This window comes from Hydrogeniiclostridium mannosilyticum (genome assembly GCF_003268275.1).
In the GTDB taxonomy this organism is placed as follows: Bacteria; Bacillota; Clostridia; order Oscillospirales; family Acutalibacteraceae; genus Hydrogeniiclostridium; species Hydrogeniiclostridium mannosilyticum.
In genome coordinates this window covers 189,214-206,108 of the sequence record NZ_QLYR01000002.1, presented here as the reverse complement: position 1 = coordinate 206,108, position 16,895 = coordinate 189,214, and the positions used below count along the sequence as shown (strand labels likewise).

Here is a 16,895-nt window from a genome sequence, read left to right as displayed (position 1 = left end):
GAAAGCACCCACCCACTGTTATCTATCTTGAAAATAAAAAAGCCGCAAACTTCTTACAGCTTGCGGCTTTTCAAAAAGAAACAGCACTGTTTATACAATGCTGTTTCTATGTACCTATTTAATTTTTGTGTTCCCACACTCCATATCAATTACCACTGAAACGGTAATATAGTCTTTTATGCTCTTATTCCTGTATTTGTTGCCCTCCGCATTGAAAACCACATGACGCGAAAAGTGCCTAAATCTAAGGATTTCTACAAGGTTTCTCTTTGTAGCAACACTATTGTCTCCACATGCGCCGTGCGTGGGAACATATCGACGGGCGCAGCCTCGACAAAGCGGTAGCCAAGCCCGGAAAAACGCTTGATATCCCGGGCCAGCGTAGCGGGGTCGCAGGAAACATAGACAATTTTCCCCGGCGCCATGCGGGCAACCGTCTCCGGCAGAGACTCCCCGCAGCCCTTGCGCGGTGGGTCCAGCACCACGACATCCGGCTTTAGGCCGCGTTCCCGCAGCCGTACGGCGGCCGCCCCGGCATCCTCACAGTAAAATTCCGCATTTTCAATCTCGTTCCTTCGGGCATTCAGGCGGGCATTTTCAACCGCTTCCCTAACAAGCTCTACGCCTATCACCCGGCCTGCCGCTTTTGCCATAGAGAGGCCTATGGTCCCTGTTCCGCAGTACAAGTCCAGCAGGGTTTCTCCTCCCGATAACCCCGCATACTCCGCCGCCGTTTCATACAGCCGTTCCGCCTGGTCGTGGTTAACCTGATAAAATGACAGCGGCGATATTTCAAACTGGAGGCCGCAAAGACAATCCAGCAAGACGCCCTTTCCCCACAAAACCCGGCACTCAGGCCCCAGCACGACATTGGTTTCTTTGCGGTTGATATTGAGGAGCACTCCGGAAAGCCCCGGAACTCCGCCGCGCAGACAATCGACCAAAAGCTGCTCCTTCTTCAGCCGCGAACCGTTCGCCACCACGCAGGCCAAAACCTCCCCGGTACCGGGCGCCTGGCGCAAATACAGGTGGCGCAGCGTCCCCCGGCCGGTTTGTTCGTCATATACAGATTCCCCGCTTTGACTGAACCACTGCTTAACCGCCTGCATCGCCTGCGAAAAAACGGGAGGCTGCAACAGGCAGCCGCTACAGGCAACAATCCGGTGGCTGTGCAGCGCATAAAACCCCATCAGCAGCTCTCCAGAAGCGGATCTGCCCAGGGGCAGCTGCGCTTTATTGCGGTAACCGGCCGTCTGATCCGCCCTCATAATGGGCCGCAACTCCGCGTTTTCCAGGCCGCCGATGCGCTCTAGGGCATCCCGGACACGCCGCTCCTTTGCGCGCAGCTCCGCCTCATAGGCAATATGGCGAAACGCACAGCCCCCGCACTGCCGGAACACGGGGCAGTCCTGCTCGATACGGTCCGGGGAAGACGCCAGAATTTTTTCAATTTTGCCAAAGGCAAAGTTTTTTGCCAGCTTTACAATCCGTACGCAAAGGCGGTCCCCCTGCGCTGCTCCAGGCACAAAAACAGCCAGCTCGCCGCCCGCGCGGCCCACACCGTTGCCCTCTGCGGTATAGCCGGTAATCTCCAGTTCAACCAGGTCGTTCTTTTTTAACTTCAGCATAAACAGGCCCTTCCCCAAGGCGAAACCCTTGATTTCATGCGCTTTTTTATTTTTAAGTATAGCACCCGGCCCCTGATTTTGCAACCGCGGGGCCAGGCGCTGGCACAAAGGCTTGATTTTTTACTTGACAACCCGCGATCATGCTCTTATAATTAAAATTGTAATCAGAAAATATTAAAAAACCTGTGAACAAGAAGAGTAGCTGGTGCCAGGAGACCTAAAGAGAGCTGCAGGCGGTGGAATTGCAGCGGAGGATTGCCCAGTGAATGGCCTTGCGAGGGTGCGGCGAAAGGCCTGGCGCCAAGTAGCTTGCAACGGGTACTCCGCCCGTTACCAGGGGAGTGCGCATGGTTGTGTGCAGAACAAGTGGCGGCTTTGCCGCAAACTGGGTGGTACCGCAGGAGAAATACAGGCTCTTGTCCCTTTTGATAAAGGGGCAAGGGCTTTTTTATTTACCCGGACGCGCTCCATGTACCGGCAGCCAATGATTGACAGAACCAAAATGAGAAAGGAGTCTTTATCATGGCAAAAATTCCACACCGCTTAAACTTAACCGAGGACCAGCTCCCGAAGCAATGGTATAACCTGCGCGCCGACATGAAGGAGCAGCCGGATCCCCTGCTGAACCCCGCGACCTTCCAGCCCATCCGCACCGAGGAGCTCTACCCCATCTTCTGTGAAGAGCTCGCCCAGCAGGAAACAGACTCCTCCACCGCCTACTTTGATATTCCGGATGAAGTGCTGGATATCTACAAGATCTACCGCCCTTCCCCGCTCGGCCGTGCCTATAACCTGGAAAAGGCGCTCGGCACACCGGCGAAAATCTATTATAAATTCGAAGGCAACAACACCTCGGGCAGCCACAAGCTCAATTCTGCCGTTGCCCAGGCTTACTACGCCAAGCAGCAGGGCCTGACCTCCCTTACCACCGAGACCGGCGCAGGCCAGTGGGGAACCGCGCTCTCTGAGGCCTGCTCCTACTTTGGCCTGAATCTCGACGTCTTTATGGTCAAGGGGTCCTTTATGCAGAAACCTTACCGCAAGGCTGTTATGCAGACCTTTGGCGCCAATGTTGTCGCCAGTCCCAGCGACACCACAAAGGTGGGCCGGGCTATCCTCGCCGCTAACCCCGACACTACCGGCAGCTTAGGCTGCGCCATTTCCGAGGCCATTGAGAAGGCAACCACTACCCCCAACTGCCGCTATGTTCTCGGCAGTGTATTAAACCAGGTGCTGCTCCACCAATCCATCATCGGCCTGGAGGCCAAGACGGCAATGGAGCAGTTGGGCGAATACCCGGACATTGTCATTGGCTGCGCCGGCGGCGGCTCCAACCTCGGCGGCCTGATCGCCCCCTTTATGCAGGACAAGCTGCTGGGCCGCAAAAACCCCTATTTTATCGCGGTCGAGCCTGCCTCCTGCCCCTCCCTGACGCGCGGCCGCTACGCCTATGATTTCTGTGATACCGGCAAGGTAACGCCGCTGGCCCGCATGTACACACTCGGCAGCGGCTTCATCCCCTCCCCGAACCATGCGGGCGGCCTGCGCTACCACGGAATGAGCCCCATCGTCTCCAAGCTCTACCATGACCGCTATCTGGACGAGGCCCGCTCCGCGGAGCAGACCAAGGTTTTTGATGCCGCCGTTCAGTTTGCAAAGCTGGAGACCATCTTGCCGGCGCCGGAAAGCGCGCACGCCATCCGCTGCGCCATTGACGAGGCGCTCAAATGCAAGGAAACCGGCGAAGAAAAAACCATTCTCTTCGGCCTTACCGGCACCGGTTACTTCGATATGGCGGCCTATACGCAATATCTGGAGCACTCCATGACGGATTACGTCCCCTCCGACGGCGACTTGCAGGCAAGCTTCGACACGCTCCCCAAAATTCCCGGCATTCAGGATTAATTGCCCCGTGCCTTACAAAACGCTCTATTTTCAGCCGCATAACGCCCGGACAGCCTGGCGCTATGCGGTTTTTCTTTTCTTTCGCCGGTTATTACACAAATTTTACAGGCGATTTTTTAGTGAAATATTACTAATTTATAAGCGTTAAAATCTGCCATTTGTCCAATACAGAGATTCTGCCTAAAACACTTGTTAAAACGTTGACACTGGTAAAGAAGCGTATTATAATAATAACTGTCGAAAGGGAGAACAGAAAATAATCTCTCAGATAAAGTGCCTATATAATCTTGTTTACAAGACTCGTGGCAAATCGTTTTGTCACACTTTTTCAATACAACTCCTCCCCAAGAGAAAGAGCCGGTTACATCCGGCTCTTTCTCATTTTTATTTCTCTTTTCCGGCTGGGCCGGGTTCTTCCGGGCCCCTCAGGCAGCCAGATTACCAGCGCCGGCGCGCGGCGCCTTTGCACCCGCTGTGCGAGCCCGCGCCGCAAAAAACGCAGCAACGCCAAAATACCGTACCCCAACAGGCAGCCGCAGGCATTGAGCACAAGGTCTTCCACCTCAACCGCACGCACCATACCGCCCAAGATATTGTCCAAAAGCTGAAGAAGCTCGATGCACAGCGGCGTCAAAACAGCGATAAACGCCATCTGCCGGACACGGAGCCGCGGCCAAATCAGCGGCAGCAAGATTCCGAGCGGCAGGAGCATGATAAAATTTCCGCCGATGATTCTAACAAAATACTTCATTGTGCCAATGGCAACCGAGTTGCGGAAAATGGAAACCGCCGACTCAAACGGCAGCCAGCGCACAGCTGCCAGGGCGCGGGCCGTGTTCTCCGCTGTCGGCTGCCACCCGGCGGGCAGGGTAATGCGCAGTGTCAGCGCCCCCACCGCACCGCAATAAAGGAACAGCAGGCACAGCAGCCGGTTGGGCCTTTTACGTCCATCCGCGAGGGGCCGGCGAAAATGAAAAAGCCACAGCGCCAGAAACAACAGCGCACCCAGCAGCAGCCCGTCCGGCAATGCCAAGTGGATTCGTTCCCAACTAATACTGCTGCCCGCCGGTGTCCGTATGCTCTCCAGCATGCCGACTCCCCCTTTCCAAGCCTATCCTGTTAAGCTTATGCGCGGGCGATGCAGAAGATAACGGAGCATTCCCGGCGAGTTTTCCGTCCGGGATTCCACACAGGGACGGGGTGCGGCGGCCTCTGCCGCCTTCGGACTGGCTCCGCCCGTCATGAAGCGTTTTTCTCTTTTTACACATATTTTTAAAAGCGCCGGATAAAGAGGATTGCTCTTTATCCGGCGCTTTTTTTTCGCAATAAACGTCCTATTTTACCGCCCTGCTATTTTTATCCGGGCCGCTTCAGCGGAATGCGCAGGCCATGCCGCTCAGGAGACGATAAAGGCCTCCAGTCTTACCAGCAGGCGCGTGTCCACCGTTGCCGTCATCCGCAGGCCGTCCTCTGTATAGGCCTCTTCCAAAACGGTGCCCTCGCGGCGCACCGCTGCTGCCAGCCCTCCCTCAGAAAAGGGCAGCAGCACCGTTATCCTCCGCATTTTTTCCGGCAGCGCTTCCTCAACCGCAGCCAGCAAATCATCTATTCCTTCGCCTGTCAGCGCGCTGATGCGAAGGGTCTTGCTGCCGATCACCGGCAACCCCTGCAGATCCGGTACACGGTCGCACTTATTCAGCACTGAGAGGACCGGCTGTTCACGGCAGCCCAACTCCTGCAGCAGCTCGCGCGTCACCTCCAGGTGAAGTCCGGCCTCCGGGCTGGAAGCATCGCAGATGTTCAGAATTACATCTGCTTCAACCGCTTGCTCCAGCGTGGAGTGGAAGGCCTGCACCAGATGATGCGGCAGCCGCCGGACCAGCCCAACTGTGTCTGTCAGCAGCACCTTTGCGCCGCTGGGCAGCTTCAGCGTGCGCACCGTCGGGTCCAATGTGGCAAAAAGCTTATCCTCTGCCAGGACCCCCGCCTCTGTAAGGCGGTTCATCAGCGTGCTCTTGCCCGCGTTGGTGTAACCCACCAGCGCAACCATCTGTATCCCGCTTTTCCGCCGCTGCCGCTTCGTCAGCTCCCGCTGCTTTTCCACCTCAGTAAGCTGTGCCTTCAGCGACTCGATCCTCCTGTGGATATGGCGGCGGTCCGTTTCAAGCTTACTCTCGCCGGGGCCGCGGGTGCCGATTCCGCCGCCCAGCCGGGAAAGCTCCGTGCCCTTTCCGGTCAGGCGCGGCAGCAGGTATTGCAGCTGCGCCAGCTCCACCTGTAGCTTTCCCTCCCGGCTGCGTGCCCGTGCGGCAAAGATGTCTAAAATTAAAATGGTACGGTCCACAACCCGCACACCGGCATCTTCTTCTATGTTGCGGATCTGTGTCGGCGACAGCTCGCAGTCAAAAATCAGCAGGTCAATCCCATGGCTTTTACAGAATTGTGCGATTTCCTTTAGCATACCGCTGCCCACGCACGTGGCCCCATCCGGGGCGGGGCGTTTTTGAATCATCGACGCCACCGGTTCGGCATCCGCGCTGCGCGTCAGCTCGTAAAGCTCCTCCATTGAGGCCTGGGCGTCATCCTCGCCGGTATCGACCGACACCAGCAGCGCCCGCTGCTTTTTCTCTTCTGTTTCAAACATATAATCTCCCCTTTGCAAAAGGTCTCGCCCGCATGCTTTATTTCTTGTGTTGCCCTGAAAAAGCTGATTCATTCCAGCCGATAAAAAACGGCACTCCTGAAAAAATCAGAAGTGCCGGAAAAAGATTCACTTAAGCAGCAAAAGTAACGCCGTCGGGTTACTGCCAACCGGTGAATATTCCCTTTCTGATCTTTTCAGAATAGAAATCCATCCTCTTTTTCATGGATTATTCACCGCCCCTTCCATCGTTTAATACCAATCAATTGATTTAAAAAGACTATAGCACAAAAGCGCTTCTTTTTCAACCATTATTTTCAGAGCAACGCCTTTTATCTAAACACCGCGTAAAAATAAGACGACCCCTTGGCATTGAGGTTATTTTTTTGTCCCCCGGCAGACGGCTCTGAAGTAGATTGGTAAACCGTAAGCGTGCTGCCGCTTAAAGCCACCGCTCCGCTGGAGATTCCCGCTAGCGCGAACCCGGAGCAGACCAGGCTGTAGTTTTTCCCCTGGTCGTACAGCACCGCCGGGTTCATCATCATAAACACCATGACAAATTTCGGCTGGATTTCCAGCGCGATTTTTTTGGAGGCGGCGCCATCCCCCGTATACCGTCCGATGACAATGCCGGACTCCAGCAGCGCCCGGTCCACCGCCGACAAATGCTGCTCCTGATTATTGATATGCGTGGATATCAGCTCATCTAAAAGCGTATTGTCGTCGACAAAATCCTGGCGCATTGGGCAGTCGCTCCCCACCCAGGCGTTCAGCCCCAGTCCGGTCTTATGGCTTGTCGGCAAAATATATTCCCCCTTTTCTGTTTTGCTCGGGCTGTAAGCCCGCGCCGCTGTCAAAGGCATCCCAGTCCAGCTTTTTTGCCTCCCAGGCTGCCCAGCTTTCTGCCAGCGCATCCAGCGCATCCCAGGCTGCGGGCCGGACCACCAGCTCCACCTCGGCATTCGCTGGCGCGGCTCCCATCAGCTTTTGCCGCAGCAGCGCCTCGGCCTGCCCGGAGGGCGGAGCGGTTTCCAGGTAAACGCACCAGCGTTCTCCATCCAGCACGGCATTGCCCGTACAGCCCATTGCGGCCAGCAATGCCGTGAAGGCTTCCAGCCCGCCCGCGGTGCGGGAATAGGCATAGGCCTGTACCCGCCGCCGGCGCTCTGCGGCAGTCAGGCCGTCCGCTGCCAGCCCATACCGCCACTCCGCCTCCGCGAGCCCCCAATCCTGTGCTGTGGATAAAAACCCCTCCCGCTCCAGCTCCAACACACCCTCAAATAGGACGGACAGGGCGCTCTGATAGGCGCATAGCTCCAGGTACACCAGGTCCGTGGCAGCCAGGCGGTACACCCCCGTCGCTTTCAGGCGCGCCTCCATAGAAGCCAGCGGCGTAATCGGTTTATTCATACATCCGCCCTGCCTTTCCAGGTGTAGCGGATGTCCCCGCAAACAGCGAGCTCACCGGCTGCCACAGCCACGTCCGCGGTAGCGGCGGAAAAAGTGCAGTTTACAATTTTTCCGCTGCCCAGCAGAGCGGCCGCCAGCCGTGCTGTGTAAAAATTTTCTCCTGCGCCGAGCGCATGGAAAAAATCCTGCGTACAGGCTTCACAAGCCTTCTTTGTCTCATCTGTCTGCCAGCCGGGATAGGCCGTTAATTCGGCGGACACCGGAATTTTCTTCAGCGCAACCGCCTGGACTGCCACCGTCACCCCCACCGGCGCCTCTTTTTGTACGGCCTCCCGGACGGACTCCACCACCGCTGCGTCCGGAGCCTTGCCCTGCCCTGCCAGATAGAGCGCCACCCGGGCGACCGTCCCGTCGACAGAGACCGACGCCACCGCCGGGTTCCTCAGGCAAAGCTCCCGGTAAAAGGCCGCGTTTGCACTGCGGGGCGGGTCGCGCAGCAGCTTTAGCAGCCGGCCGCGCAGATGCTCGTCCGATTCCTCTTCCGCGCCGCCTGAGAAGGCCTCCAGGTTTGTCACCTGCTCTATACCGACCGGCTGGCTGACCAGGACCACAACCGTCCCGGCACGGACATTTCCGGCCCGCCCGGCCTGCTCCGCCGCAGCCGGCGCCAGCACATAACGGCTGCCCGCAGCCAGCACGGCCTCCTGTGTGGTGACAAAGTTGACCGCTCCATCCGCAGTTGTGCATACGCTTCCCCGGGGAATTGTAATGCTGTACCACCCGTCCTCACCGATCGAAAAACGCAGAACCCCCTGGGCCTTTTGCGCCGGCTTACGTGTAAGGCCGTACTCCGCCGCCAACGCCGTAAGCTGAGCGCCTGATGCGGTGGACAGCGACAGCTGCCCCTTCAAATATTCCAGTGACGCCAGAGCCGAATAAACCTCCCCCGCCAACACCTTCATGCGAATGCCCAAATCAGAGGCGTCGTCCGGCGAATAGCCCGCCAGCTCCTCAAAGCTGCGGTACATGCGGCCTGTCAGCTGCTCATAGCTCTCCATTTCGTTCCACCTCGATCTCATACCTCCCGCCGTCGATTAAAACCTCAACCCGCACACACTCCGCCTCAACCCGCACCGCAGCCGCCTGTACCTCCGGGAGAGGCGCCAGGGCTTCGCGGGCGAGCGCCAGGGCCCATTCCTCATTCATGCCGCGCATGGCGGGCAGCCGGCTGCCCAGCAGGCCGTCATAATCAAAGCTGCCCCGGGGAATCCGCAGGCGCAGCTCCGCACGCTGCAACAGAGCCCGCGTGCCCGCCGCCGTCTCCGGATAGCCCGATGCGTTCAGGGCAAAATCTCCATCCTGCAAAATGTGATCCACCCGTCAGCCCTCCTTTGCCTCGAATACCCGCCCATTGATGGACACCGTCCCATCATTGCGCAGAATGATCTCCGCGCCTCCGCGGGAAAAAAGCCGGAGTTCCCCGGCCTCAAGCAGCCCGGAGGCCTGCATCGCCGTTCCCACACACACCATGCCCTCCTGTGTTGCCACCAGTGTCGCCCGGGCGTAATCGGGCGCGGCGTATTCAATGCCCCAGGGGGCCGCAAGCTCAACCCCAAGGTACCGGTTAGCCCCTTCCGCGCCGTCCCCTTCCGCCAGATAAGAGGCCTCTGCGGCGGGCTGCCGCCTCTGTGCTTCAATCATTTGTCTTGCCAGCCACATGCTTCCCCCTCCTTTCGGCGTAGCGTGTAACGGCAATACGCCTTATTTTTATCCAAATAGTATTTTATTGATGAAATATACAAATTTGTATATTCTCCAATCTGAGCGTCCGAGATCATACAATCCGTAAACAGTGGAAAATAGGGCGGCTGAAAGCAATCCACCTCCACGGCAAAGGCCTTTTTGCGTGCCAGGGCCAAGACCTGCTCCGCCGTCCGTTCGCCTTCCTCTGAAAGGCAGCGGCGGCGCACAACCCCCAGCGCCGAGGCCGCAGGGTCCCTTATCACGCGCCCGTAGCCGGCAGCGCCCTGCTGCCGGACCCGGAGCTCGGAAATCCGCTGATAGTCCTCCTCTGCCAGCGCCAGACGGCCAAAGGAAATTTCCCGGCCGAAGCACACCGGCCTTTTGGGCTCTCTTTTGCCTGTGAGGAGCATCCTGCCGCTTACATGGGGGCGGCAGCGCAGAAAAGACGTGCAGAACTTTTCAACGGCCTGCCATTCGCTCATCCCCCTCGTAATCACCAGCTTACCGGAAAAGGAGCGTGAATCCCCGGTGAAGCCCGTAAAGCCGTAGGGCCTTACATGCATATCAAACAGTTTTTCCAGCGAGGGGGCGTCCAGCGTCTCCGGCACCGCCTCATTGTCCAGCAGCAACGCGGCCCTGCTGCGCGCGCTGACCCGCAGCAGGCAGCCGGACAAGGAGCGAACCCACTCCCTGCTGTCGACAATCCCTTCCAGTGTAAAACCGTGCTCCCCGGAGCCGCTCTGCGCCCGGAGGCCGGTTATGCACAGGGGCCGATCCGCCGGAAAAACTGCCGTGTATTGATCCGCGGGCGCATCCTCATCGCAGAAAACCGTGGCTGATACCGGGGCCGGAAGGCTAACCCGGGCGCCGTCAGGCCCTATTCCCTCCCATTTCATGGCAGCACCAGCCTTGTCCCCACGGGCAGCGCGTTGGGCCACTGCACCCGGTTGAGTACACGCAGTTCGTCCACCGGAACCCCGCAAAGCATCGCTACCTGCCAGAGGGTCTCGCCTTCCCTGGCGACCCGGTAACAGCCGCCGCCCTCAGCTACCCTGCCGCTGGGAACCTCATAAAACTGAAAGCTGTAGCCCAGTTGATTTGGGCGGGATTCCCCCGTCAGCTTCAAACTGGCAAACACGGCGCGCAGCGGCGCTTCTCCCGGCAGGGTCAGCAGCCCTTCGCCCCCCTGCTCCAGCAAAGCAGCCAGGCGGTCAAACTGTTCCCGGCATCCAGCGCCGAGAAAAATCCCCTTCCCTGCTATGACCCGGCACCTCCGCCCCATATTTTGCACGACACTGCGGCAGCCTGGCTGTTGCTGCTCCTGTACGGCCCGTGTGTATTGAACGGTGATTTCATAGGGGTTGTTCGGCCAGCAATAGCCTTGGAACTGCATCGGCAGATTCATGGCTCTTCCTCCAAATTATGCGGGTATCTTCTGTAGTCCTCCTCCACCTGTTTGGAAAAGGACTGCACCGCAGAAAAAAGCTCGTTTTCCTCCAGGCCGTTCCCTGCCGGTATCATTTGCTCCGTCAAATAATCCCCTCCCTGTTCAGCGCACCCTCCGTCCGGTGCAAAATCGCCCAATCATATAGCTCCTCGCGCCCCATCCACATCCGCTCCCAACGCACCACCTGGTAGCGGCGGCCGCGGCACTCCACCAAGGCGCCCTCCCGCAGGCCAAGCCCGGCCTGCACCGCGCACCAGTACTCCTCCGGCTCCTGCCCGCTTTTTGTGTTCAGCGCCCGCAGAAAGCCCACTCCCTGCGTGCCCTCAACACACAGCGGCACACCGTACCGCCGCATGGAGTATTCAATTTGTCCGCGCCTGGTCATTGGTACCTCACGCTCCGCATTTCAAAGCCTTTATCCCGCAGCCAGGGCTCCAGCGCCGTCACGGAGTCCTCCCACAGGGCGCGGGCGTTTTGCAGCTCTGCCTTTCTGCGGGTGACCTTGAGATCCCCGGCAGAGAAGGCCTCCTCGCCTGCGCCGCTGTCCGCCAGCGCCTTCCGGTATGCCGCCAGCGCGGCTGCGGCAAAGCAAAACAGCCGGTCCGCCTCTTCGGGCGCCTCGTGCTGCAGCATATTTTTAACATGCAGCGCCGCGTCCGCACACAGCACACGGTAGCGCTCCGCTTCCTCGGGCGTCAGCTCAGCCAGAAGCTCGAACCGCTCCATAACATCGTCAGCCCTTAGCATTTTGAGCCGCCCCCTGGTAAGTCAGCGCTTTGCAGGAATCCTCAAAAATCCTGGAGAACCCGGCTATTGTCGTGATGGAAGCGCGCTCTAGCTGGCGGTCGATCAGGCGGTCATAGTCGGTCAGCACGCCGCCGGCCTGCACCATCTCCAGGGCGCAGGTCTTGTCCAGCCCGATGATCTTATGATCCGGCAGCGCCGGGATATGCAGCAGGGTTGCGCCGAGCGGGGTAATCATCCGCCCGGTGCCCTGGAAATTCAAGCCCGCCTGGGCGTCTTTGAACTCCGTGATTTTAAGCAGGTCCTTCATGGTATTTGTGGAAGCCAGCAGCGTATTGAGGCGGTAGGGCGCGAGCGCCCCCCACAGGGAGACGATATCCTCATAAGTAACGCCGGTCCCGGCAGCGGCAACGGTTCCCGCAGGGCTTTTTCCGTCGTCGCCGCTGAGCAGCACCTCGACCGCATCGTTGAGCTGCGCACGCGAAATGTATGCGCCAATCTGCCGCAGTGTAACCGTAAACAGGTCCAGGCGCTGAAAGCGCAGCGCCTCATAGCTGGAAACCAGCATGCGCCCGCGCTTGTGCAGGCGCACGAGGCTTTCCTTGGTGCTAATGGTCGTTTGCGGAATGACGGCCCCCTCCAGCACCGGCTTGAGCGATTTCTCATCCGCGCTCAGGTCCGAGGTGATGGTACGGTAATCCATGGCATCGATATTGGTCACTGCAGCGACGATTGCGGGCAAAACATCCTCCTGCTCCATCCCCTGACGCACCGCACGGCTGACATATTCGGGGAAAAGCGCCGCGCTGTCGGCTGTCTGGAAGAACTTTTCCACCCGGCTGGAGTCCGCGCCGCCCACCCTGATATCAAAGCGTTTCAGCTGGCGCTGGTATGCGTCCAGCCCCTCCAGGGCAGTGCCCTGGTATGCATCAGAGGGGTCCAGCTCCTCCAGCAGCTGCGTAAAGCTTTTGCCGCTTACGCCGTACATGCCTTTTTCCAGGTGAATTTTTTCATAATTGGACATGATAATTCCTCCTATATGTAATTTATTATTTAAATATTACTTATTGTTAAACAGCTTTGCCTTTTGACAACGGCGGAGCACCGGCTCCTTGCCGGCGCCGGGCGCCGCCCTCGTTTGCCCGGTACTGTGTTCCTTAAAGGATCATTCCTGCAACCTTTGCCGTGGCATCCACATCCGTCACTAGACACAGGCGGCCCGCCGCATCCGCCTTCACGGCCGCCGCGCCCTTGGCCGACAGCGTCTGCCAGCCCAAAGCCGGCTGTGTTCCCTCATAGGCAAGCCTGCAATACCCCGCAAGCTGCACCGCCGCACAGCCGCCGCGCACAGAAACCGCTGCGCCGATGAAAAGGTCGCCCTCCGCACAGGGGCCCACCTTGCCATTTTCCGTCAGTTTAACCAGATTTCCAGGCCTCACGGTTTCATCAGCCTCAAAGGTCGCTACATTTTCCCGGTATCCCTGCAAAGATATTTCCATTTTTACTCCTCCTCTTTCACAATGCCTTAAATTTGATAGGTCCTGTTCTGCTCCTGCTCCCTGCATGTCGCCGCTTCCGGGACGGCCAGCTGCGGAAAAAGCGGAAAATCCTTTTCGGCCCGCCTGGTAAAGGCCTTTTCCAACGCCCTGAGCTCCCCGACTCCCGCGGACTCCACCAAGCTCTCCAATACGCTGGCCTCCAGCTCCGGTAACGCCAGGCGGCCCATTTTTTTCACCCGCGCGGCCAGCTCCTGCCTCCAAATACGCCCCCATTCGGCGGCCTGCTCCAGCCCCTTTACTCTTTCCAGCAGCACGGGCGGCCAACCTTCCGGCGGTTGGCCCTGCCAGCCGCCGGGAACCGCCTCCCGCTGTGTCTTCCACACCTTGCGGGCATGGTCCCCGCCTTGCTCCAAATGCTCCTCATAGCTTTTAATGACCCCGGCCTCCCGCTGGGCGGGCACCGCTACAAAGGACCATTCATAGGCATCGAGCGGATCCTCCAGAACCGTACAGCAACGCGTGCCGCCGTACCGCTCACCCGGTACATGCCCGCAGGGCTCTGTGCGCCGGTCCGCCCCACATATCGAGCAGACTGCATGCCCCATGCTACAGCCCACGCTGACCTCTTTTTTCATTCCGCTTTCCAGGTCGAGGATCAGGCTCTCGTTTTTCCCGCCGCGCGGCAGATAAGCGCGCGCCACCAGACGGGTGTAGGGTTCTCCGCACTCCGTGCTGCGGCCTGGCACCTGTTCCGTCTCACACCGGAAAATCCGTGCGCTTTGTGTATTGGCGTCCATGCTGTGGTTATAAATTCCCGTCTTGCCGCAAAACAAACCGGCCATCTTTTCCAGTGCCGGGATGCTGAACCGCTCCAGGTCGCGGTCGATCTCATTATCACAGAGCACCACACTAAACACATACAGCTCCTCGGCCTTAAATTCGCGCCGGGTATAGGCGTTAATGCCTGCCAGCTCCTCCGGCGATGGGCAGCTGTTTTCCGCCGGGCCCTCTTGAGGCTGTTGAATCATTTCATCCATGGCCTTCACCTCCCCTTCAAACGTGCCTCGATTTCCGCCGCACGCGCATTGAGCAGCCGTGCATTGGCGGACTCCGTCTCATCCTGCATCGTGATGTCCTCCCATTCCACTCGAAATTCCGTATCCCAGCCCTTCAGTCTCAGCCAAACCGAGCAAATTTGTTCCAGCATCGGGTTGAGCAGCCGCCGGTAGGCCTCCAGCTCACTGGTTAAAATATCCGCCTGCTGGCTTGACATCCGCTCGGTTGAGGACCAGGAAAGCCCCAGCAGAAACGGCGGCAGCCCCAGCTTTGCCACAATCTGCTCCAGCAATTGGCGCACCGGGATGTCGCTGTCCATCACCTGGTTATCCGCGCCGATGGCCCGGATGCTGACATCCCCCACCGTAACAAAATCGCTGATGCTGCCCTTCGCCATGGCCTTGCTCCACTCGGCGGCAATTTGTTTGGCCCGTTCCTTGGCAAGCGCGCGGTCGCCGTCGCCCGAGGGGCGGTAGGTCACCGCAAAGCGCACATTGCCGGCCCGTTCCCAGTTCAGCCCGATGGTCTGGTAAATTTGGAGCAAAATAGCGCTGACAAACGGCAGGCCATGCAGCAGGGAGGTTCCTTTCAGGCTCCCCGGCTCCGGGTTCAGCGCGGTAGTCACAACCAGCTCCGGATAATCCACCGGAATGCTCTGGCCCTGCTCCCGCCTGCACACCTGCATTTTCAGCGGCGACAACGCCTTGAACTCCACATCCTCCAGCGCGGCGTTGTAGAGCGCGCCGATTTCCCCCGCGCTATTCAGCACCATCTCCCCCACAGCATTGCCATAGGTCAGCAGCTGAGCAAAGTAGGCCGTGAGAAAGGCCTGTATTCCACACCCGCCGTAGTTGACCGGCACATTGCGCAGGAAATCCGCCAACGCCCGCCCGGCAGCGGGATTGCCGCAGCACACCTGAAAGCTGCCTACCAGGCGCAGCAGCTTGCCAATCGCCGCATCGATAATCGGTACCCCCTCGCGCAGCGCACGGTAAAGCCTCAGCTCGCCGCTGGACTGCGGCAGGTAATTTTCTTGGAAAGGCAGCAGCCCATAGCCGCCCGGCGAACGCGTCTGCACCGCCAGGGAAGGGCTGTCACGGCCCGAATCTTCCTGCGTTTTTCTCCTTTTTCCAAAAAATTTGTTCTTCATGTTCTCACCTCCTTACCGCGGCTGTCGCCCAAAAGTCCTCTTCTTCCTCAAGCTGGGCCACAAAATACCGAATGTCGTCCATCGCATGGTCGTTCTCCTTTTTAGGCGTGTCGGCGGCGCGGCTGTCGTTCCAGCGGTAAAGGCCAAACTCGCGCACCGCATCCCGGCAGCCCCTGCAAATACGCACGCGCCCCTCCTTCAACACGACGCTGACGCGGCGAATCCCGTCCATCACATCGTTGACCGCGGGAATCACCACAAACCGCCCATGCCGCCGGATGGTCTGGATAAAGCTTGCGGCGGAGGGGTCCACCACCACCCATTCCACCTCATGTTGTCCGCAGAGCGCCTCCAGCGCACGGTAGTGCTCCTCATCCGTCTTTTGGTACCCCTCCCGGCGGGAATCGAAATAGTATTCGTCGATGCGGTACCAAGTATTTTCACTCAGGCCCCATAGGCCGATAGAGCATGGATTTGCTGTGCCGTAATCGCACGAAACCCGGTAGGCCCGGCAGTTCTCCGGCGGGTCTGTAAATATTCCCGCGTCCATAAAGGGATAGACCAGGCCCTGTGCGGCCGTCCAGCTGCCCAGAATAAACCGCTCATAAAAGGTCCCGCTGTACAGGCTCTCATAGCGGCGCCGCATCTCTGTGCTCAGCGAGGGGTTGTCCTCCATCCTGAAATGCAAGTGCAGCGCCTTTTTTTCCTCCGCCTTGCGAATCCATTCCTGGTAAAACCAGTGCTGCGGCCCCTCCGGGTTGCAGTTGAACCAAAAGCGGCTGCCCTCCAATGAGCACCGCGCCAGGGCCTGCTCCACAAACGAACGCGGCATCAGGGCAACCTCGTCCAACAGGACTCCCGCCAGCGTCATGCCTTGAATCAACGCCGAGGATCCCTCGTCCCGGCCGCCAAAAAGGTAAAAGTCGTTTTTTCGTTCCCCACAGCGGACATGCAGGCGGTTTTCGCTGTGGTGCAGCGCGCAGTGGAAGCCGTTGGCCTCTAAAACAGGCAGCAGGGTGGCAATTAAATTGCGTTTGACGGAACGGATCGTCTTACCGCAAACGGCAAAGGCCCGCCCCTCAAAGGCATAAAACGCCCAGGTGATAAACCCCAGGCCCAGACAGAGCGTTTTTCCGCTGCGCACCGCCCCGTCGCAAATAATCGCCGTGCGGTCCTGCCAGGGGCTGCCCGCACACCACCAAGCCAGCACTTGCAGCTGTTTTTGAGAAAAACGCTCAAGCTTTGCCGCCATCGTCTGAGCCCTTCTCCGCCGCTCCCTCAGCGGGCAGGAAGCGGGCGCTTCGCTGCAGCGCCTGGTACAGCGGCAGCACCTCTTCCCGGTTTGCCTTTCGTTCCTCCAGGCAGCGCATGGCCTCCATTCGGTCGTAGAGCTTAATCTCCACCAGGCCGTCCTTGCCGCGCCGGATCTCAGAGATATTGAACAGATTCATTTTCTCCAGTTCCTCCGGCTCCCCCGGCGGGCCGAAGATCAGGCGCACGGCATCCGAAATGTCGCCAAATGCCAGCTGCCGCAGCCCATGATCCACCGTCATCCGGGCCGGTACAGGTATTTTTTTCTCCTTAGCGCTCGCCGCAGCCTCCTTTCTTTCCGTTGTTCTCTCCTTTTGCAATGGCCTCCCCCCTTCACATAACCCGCCCAAACTGCTGGAAA

The 16,895-nt window shown here is 58.7% G+C and carries 20 protein-coding genes and 1 other annotated feature; of the genes, 1 reads left to right on the top strand and 19 read right to left on the bottom strand.

Features of this window, described 5'->3' with window-relative positions:
• Window positions 1–254: 254 nt before the first annotated feature.
• Window positions 255–1,628, bottom strand: coding sequence for a 23S rRNA (uracil(1939)-C(5))-methyltransferase RlmD (gene rlmD / locus DPQ25_RS05815; protein ID WP_330409839.1), 1,374 nt, complete (start codon window positions 1,626–1,628; stop codon window positions 255–257).
• Between the two features lie 176 nt (window positions 1,629–1,804).
• Window positions 1,805–2,055, top strand: a binding site (T-box leader).
• A 95-nt stretch (window positions 2,056–2,150) separates the two neighbouring features.
• Between rlmD and DPQ25_RS05810 the strand changes: the two genes are divergently transcribed.
• Window positions 2,151–3,533 (top strand): TrpB-like pyridoxal phosphate-dependent enzyme, encoded by a 1,383-nt coding sequence (locus DPQ25_RS05810; RefSeq protein ID WP_112332236.1) that lies wholly within the window; start codon window positions 2,151–2,153, stop codon window positions 3,531–3,533.
• A gap of 361 nt (window positions 3,534–3,894) precedes the next feature.
• Here the strand turns inward: DPQ25_RS05810 and DPQ25_RS05805 are convergent, their stop codons facing one another.
• The 18 genes from DPQ25_RS05805 to DPQ25_RS05725 form a co-directional block, all read right to left on the bottom strand.
• Entirely contained in the window at window positions 3,895–4,623 is a 729-nt protein-coding gene (locus DPQ25_RS05805) for a VanZ family protein (RefSeq protein ID WP_112332235.1), read from the bottom strand.
• Window positions 4,624–4,929: 306 nt separating this feature from the next.
• The gene (gene hflX, locus DPQ25_RS05800; protein WP_112332350.1) at window positions 4,930–6,177 is read right to left on the bottom strand and encodes a GTPase HflX; all 1,248 of its coding nucleotides are present in this window, start codon (window positions 6,175–6,177) and stop codon (window positions 4,930–4,932) included.
• Between the two features lie 329 nt (window positions 6,178–6,506).
• Window positions 6,507–6,977: a hypothetical protein gene (locus DPQ25_RS05795; protein WP_112332234.1), complete on the bottom strand. Its 471-nt coding sequence runs from the start codon at window positions 6,975–6,977 to the stop codon at window positions 6,507–6,509.
• Window positions 6,961–7,584, bottom strand: a complete 624-nt coding sequence (locus tag DPQ25_RS05790) for a hypothetical protein (protein WP_112332233.1) — start codon at window positions 7,582–7,584, stop codon at window positions 6,961–6,963. Before DPQ25_RS05790 ends, DPQ25_RS05795 begins: the two co-directional genes overlap by 17 nt.
• Window positions 7,581–8,642, bottom strand: a complete 1,062-nt coding sequence (locus DPQ25_RS05785; protein WP_207657294.1) for a baseplate J/gp47 family protein — start codon at window positions 8,640–8,642, stop codon at window positions 7,581–7,583. Before DPQ25_RS05785 ends, DPQ25_RS05790 begins: the two co-directional genes overlap by 4 nt.
• Window positions 8,629–8,961 carry a hypothetical protein gene (locus DPQ25_RS05780; protein WP_112332231.1) on the bottom strand — a complete coding sequence of 111 codons (333 nt, stop codon included), beginning with the start codon at window positions 8,959–8,961 and terminating at the stop codon, window positions 8,629–8,631. The genes DPQ25_RS05785 and DPQ25_RS05780 overlap by 14 nt, the downstream gene beginning before the upstream one ends.
• 3 nt (window positions 8,962–8,964) lie before the next feature.
• A complete protein-coding gene (locus DPQ25_RS05775; protein WP_112332230.1) occupies window positions 8,965–9,303 on the bottom strand; it encodes a hypothetical protein in 339 nt (112 codons plus the stop codon).
• The gene (locus DPQ25_RS05770; protein ID WP_112332229.1) at window positions 9,282–10,223 is read right to left on the bottom strand and encodes a hypothetical protein; all 942 of its coding nucleotides are present in this window, start codon (window positions 10,221–10,223) and stop codon (window positions 9,282–9,284) included. The genes DPQ25_RS05775 and DPQ25_RS05770 overlap by 22 nt, the downstream gene beginning before the upstream one ends.
• Complete coding sequence (locus DPQ25_RS05765) at window positions 10,220–10,732, bottom strand: LysM peptidoglycan-binding domain-containing protein (RefSeq protein WP_112332228.1); 513 nt, start codon at window positions 10,730–10,732, stop codon at window positions 10,220–10,222. The genes DPQ25_RS05770 and DPQ25_RS05765 overlap by 4 nt, the downstream gene beginning before the upstream one ends.
• Window positions 10,729–10,860 carry a hypothetical protein gene (locus DPQ25_RS15220; protein ID WP_256557048.1) on the bottom strand — a complete coding sequence of 44 codons (132 nt, stop codon included), beginning with the start codon at window positions 10,858–10,860 and terminating at the stop codon, window positions 10,729–10,731. The genes DPQ25_RS05765 and DPQ25_RS15220 overlap by 4 nt, the downstream gene beginning before the upstream one ends.
• Window positions 10,857–11,159 carry a hypothetical protein gene (locus DPQ25_RS05760; RefSeq protein ID WP_112332227.1) on the bottom strand — a complete coding sequence of 101 codons (303 nt, stop codon included), beginning with the start codon at window positions 11,157–11,159 and terminating at the stop codon, window positions 10,857–10,859. Before DPQ25_RS05760 ends, DPQ25_RS15220 begins: the two co-directional genes overlap by 4 nt.
• The gene (locus DPQ25_RS05755) at window positions 11,156–11,521 is read right to left on the bottom strand and encodes a hypothetical protein (protein ID WP_112332226.1); all 366 of its coding nucleotides are present in this window, start codon (window positions 11,519–11,521) and stop codon (window positions 11,156–11,158) included. The genes DPQ25_RS05760 and DPQ25_RS05755 overlap by 4 nt, the downstream gene beginning before the upstream one ends.
• Window positions 11,508–12,542 (bottom strand): phage major capsid protein, encoded by a 1,035-nt coding sequence (locus tag DPQ25_RS05750; protein WP_112332225.1) that lies wholly within the window; start codon window positions 12,540–12,542, stop codon window positions 11,508–11,510. The genes DPQ25_RS05755 and DPQ25_RS05750 overlap by 14 nt, the downstream gene beginning before the upstream one ends.
• Before the next feature lie 133 nt (window positions 12,543–12,675).
• Window positions 12,676–13,017, bottom strand: coding sequence for a hypothetical protein (locus DPQ25_RS05745; RefSeq protein ID WP_112332224.1), 342 nt, complete (start codon window positions 13,015–13,017; stop codon window positions 12,676–12,678).
• A gap of 26 nt (window positions 13,018–13,043) precedes the next feature.
• The gene (locus tag DPQ25_RS05740; RefSeq protein ID WP_242978240.1) at window positions 13,044–14,054 is read right to left on the bottom strand and encodes a hypothetical protein; all 1,011 of its coding nucleotides are present in this window, start codon (window positions 14,052–14,054) and stop codon (window positions 13,044–13,046) included.
• Between the two features lie 5 nt (window positions 14,055–14,059).
• Window positions 14,060–15,223: a phage portal protein gene (locus tag DPQ25_RS05735; protein ID WP_112332223.1), complete on the bottom strand. Its 1,164-nt coding sequence runs from the start codon at window positions 15,221–15,223 to the stop codon at window positions 14,060–14,062.
• A 4-nt stretch (window positions 15,224–15,227) separates the two neighbouring features.
• Entirely contained in the window at window positions 15,228–16,475 is a 1,248-nt protein-coding gene (locus DPQ25_RS05730; RefSeq protein ID WP_112332222.1) for a PBSX family phage terminase large subunit, read from the bottom strand.
• Complete coding sequence (locus DPQ25_RS05725) at window positions 16,459–16,854, bottom strand: hypothetical protein (protein WP_112332221.1); 396 nt, start codon at window positions 16,852–16,854, stop codon at window positions 16,459–16,461. The genes DPQ25_RS05730 and DPQ25_RS05725 overlap by 17 nt, the downstream gene beginning before the upstream one ends.
• Between the last annotated feature and the right edge of the window lie 41 nt (window positions 16,855–16,895).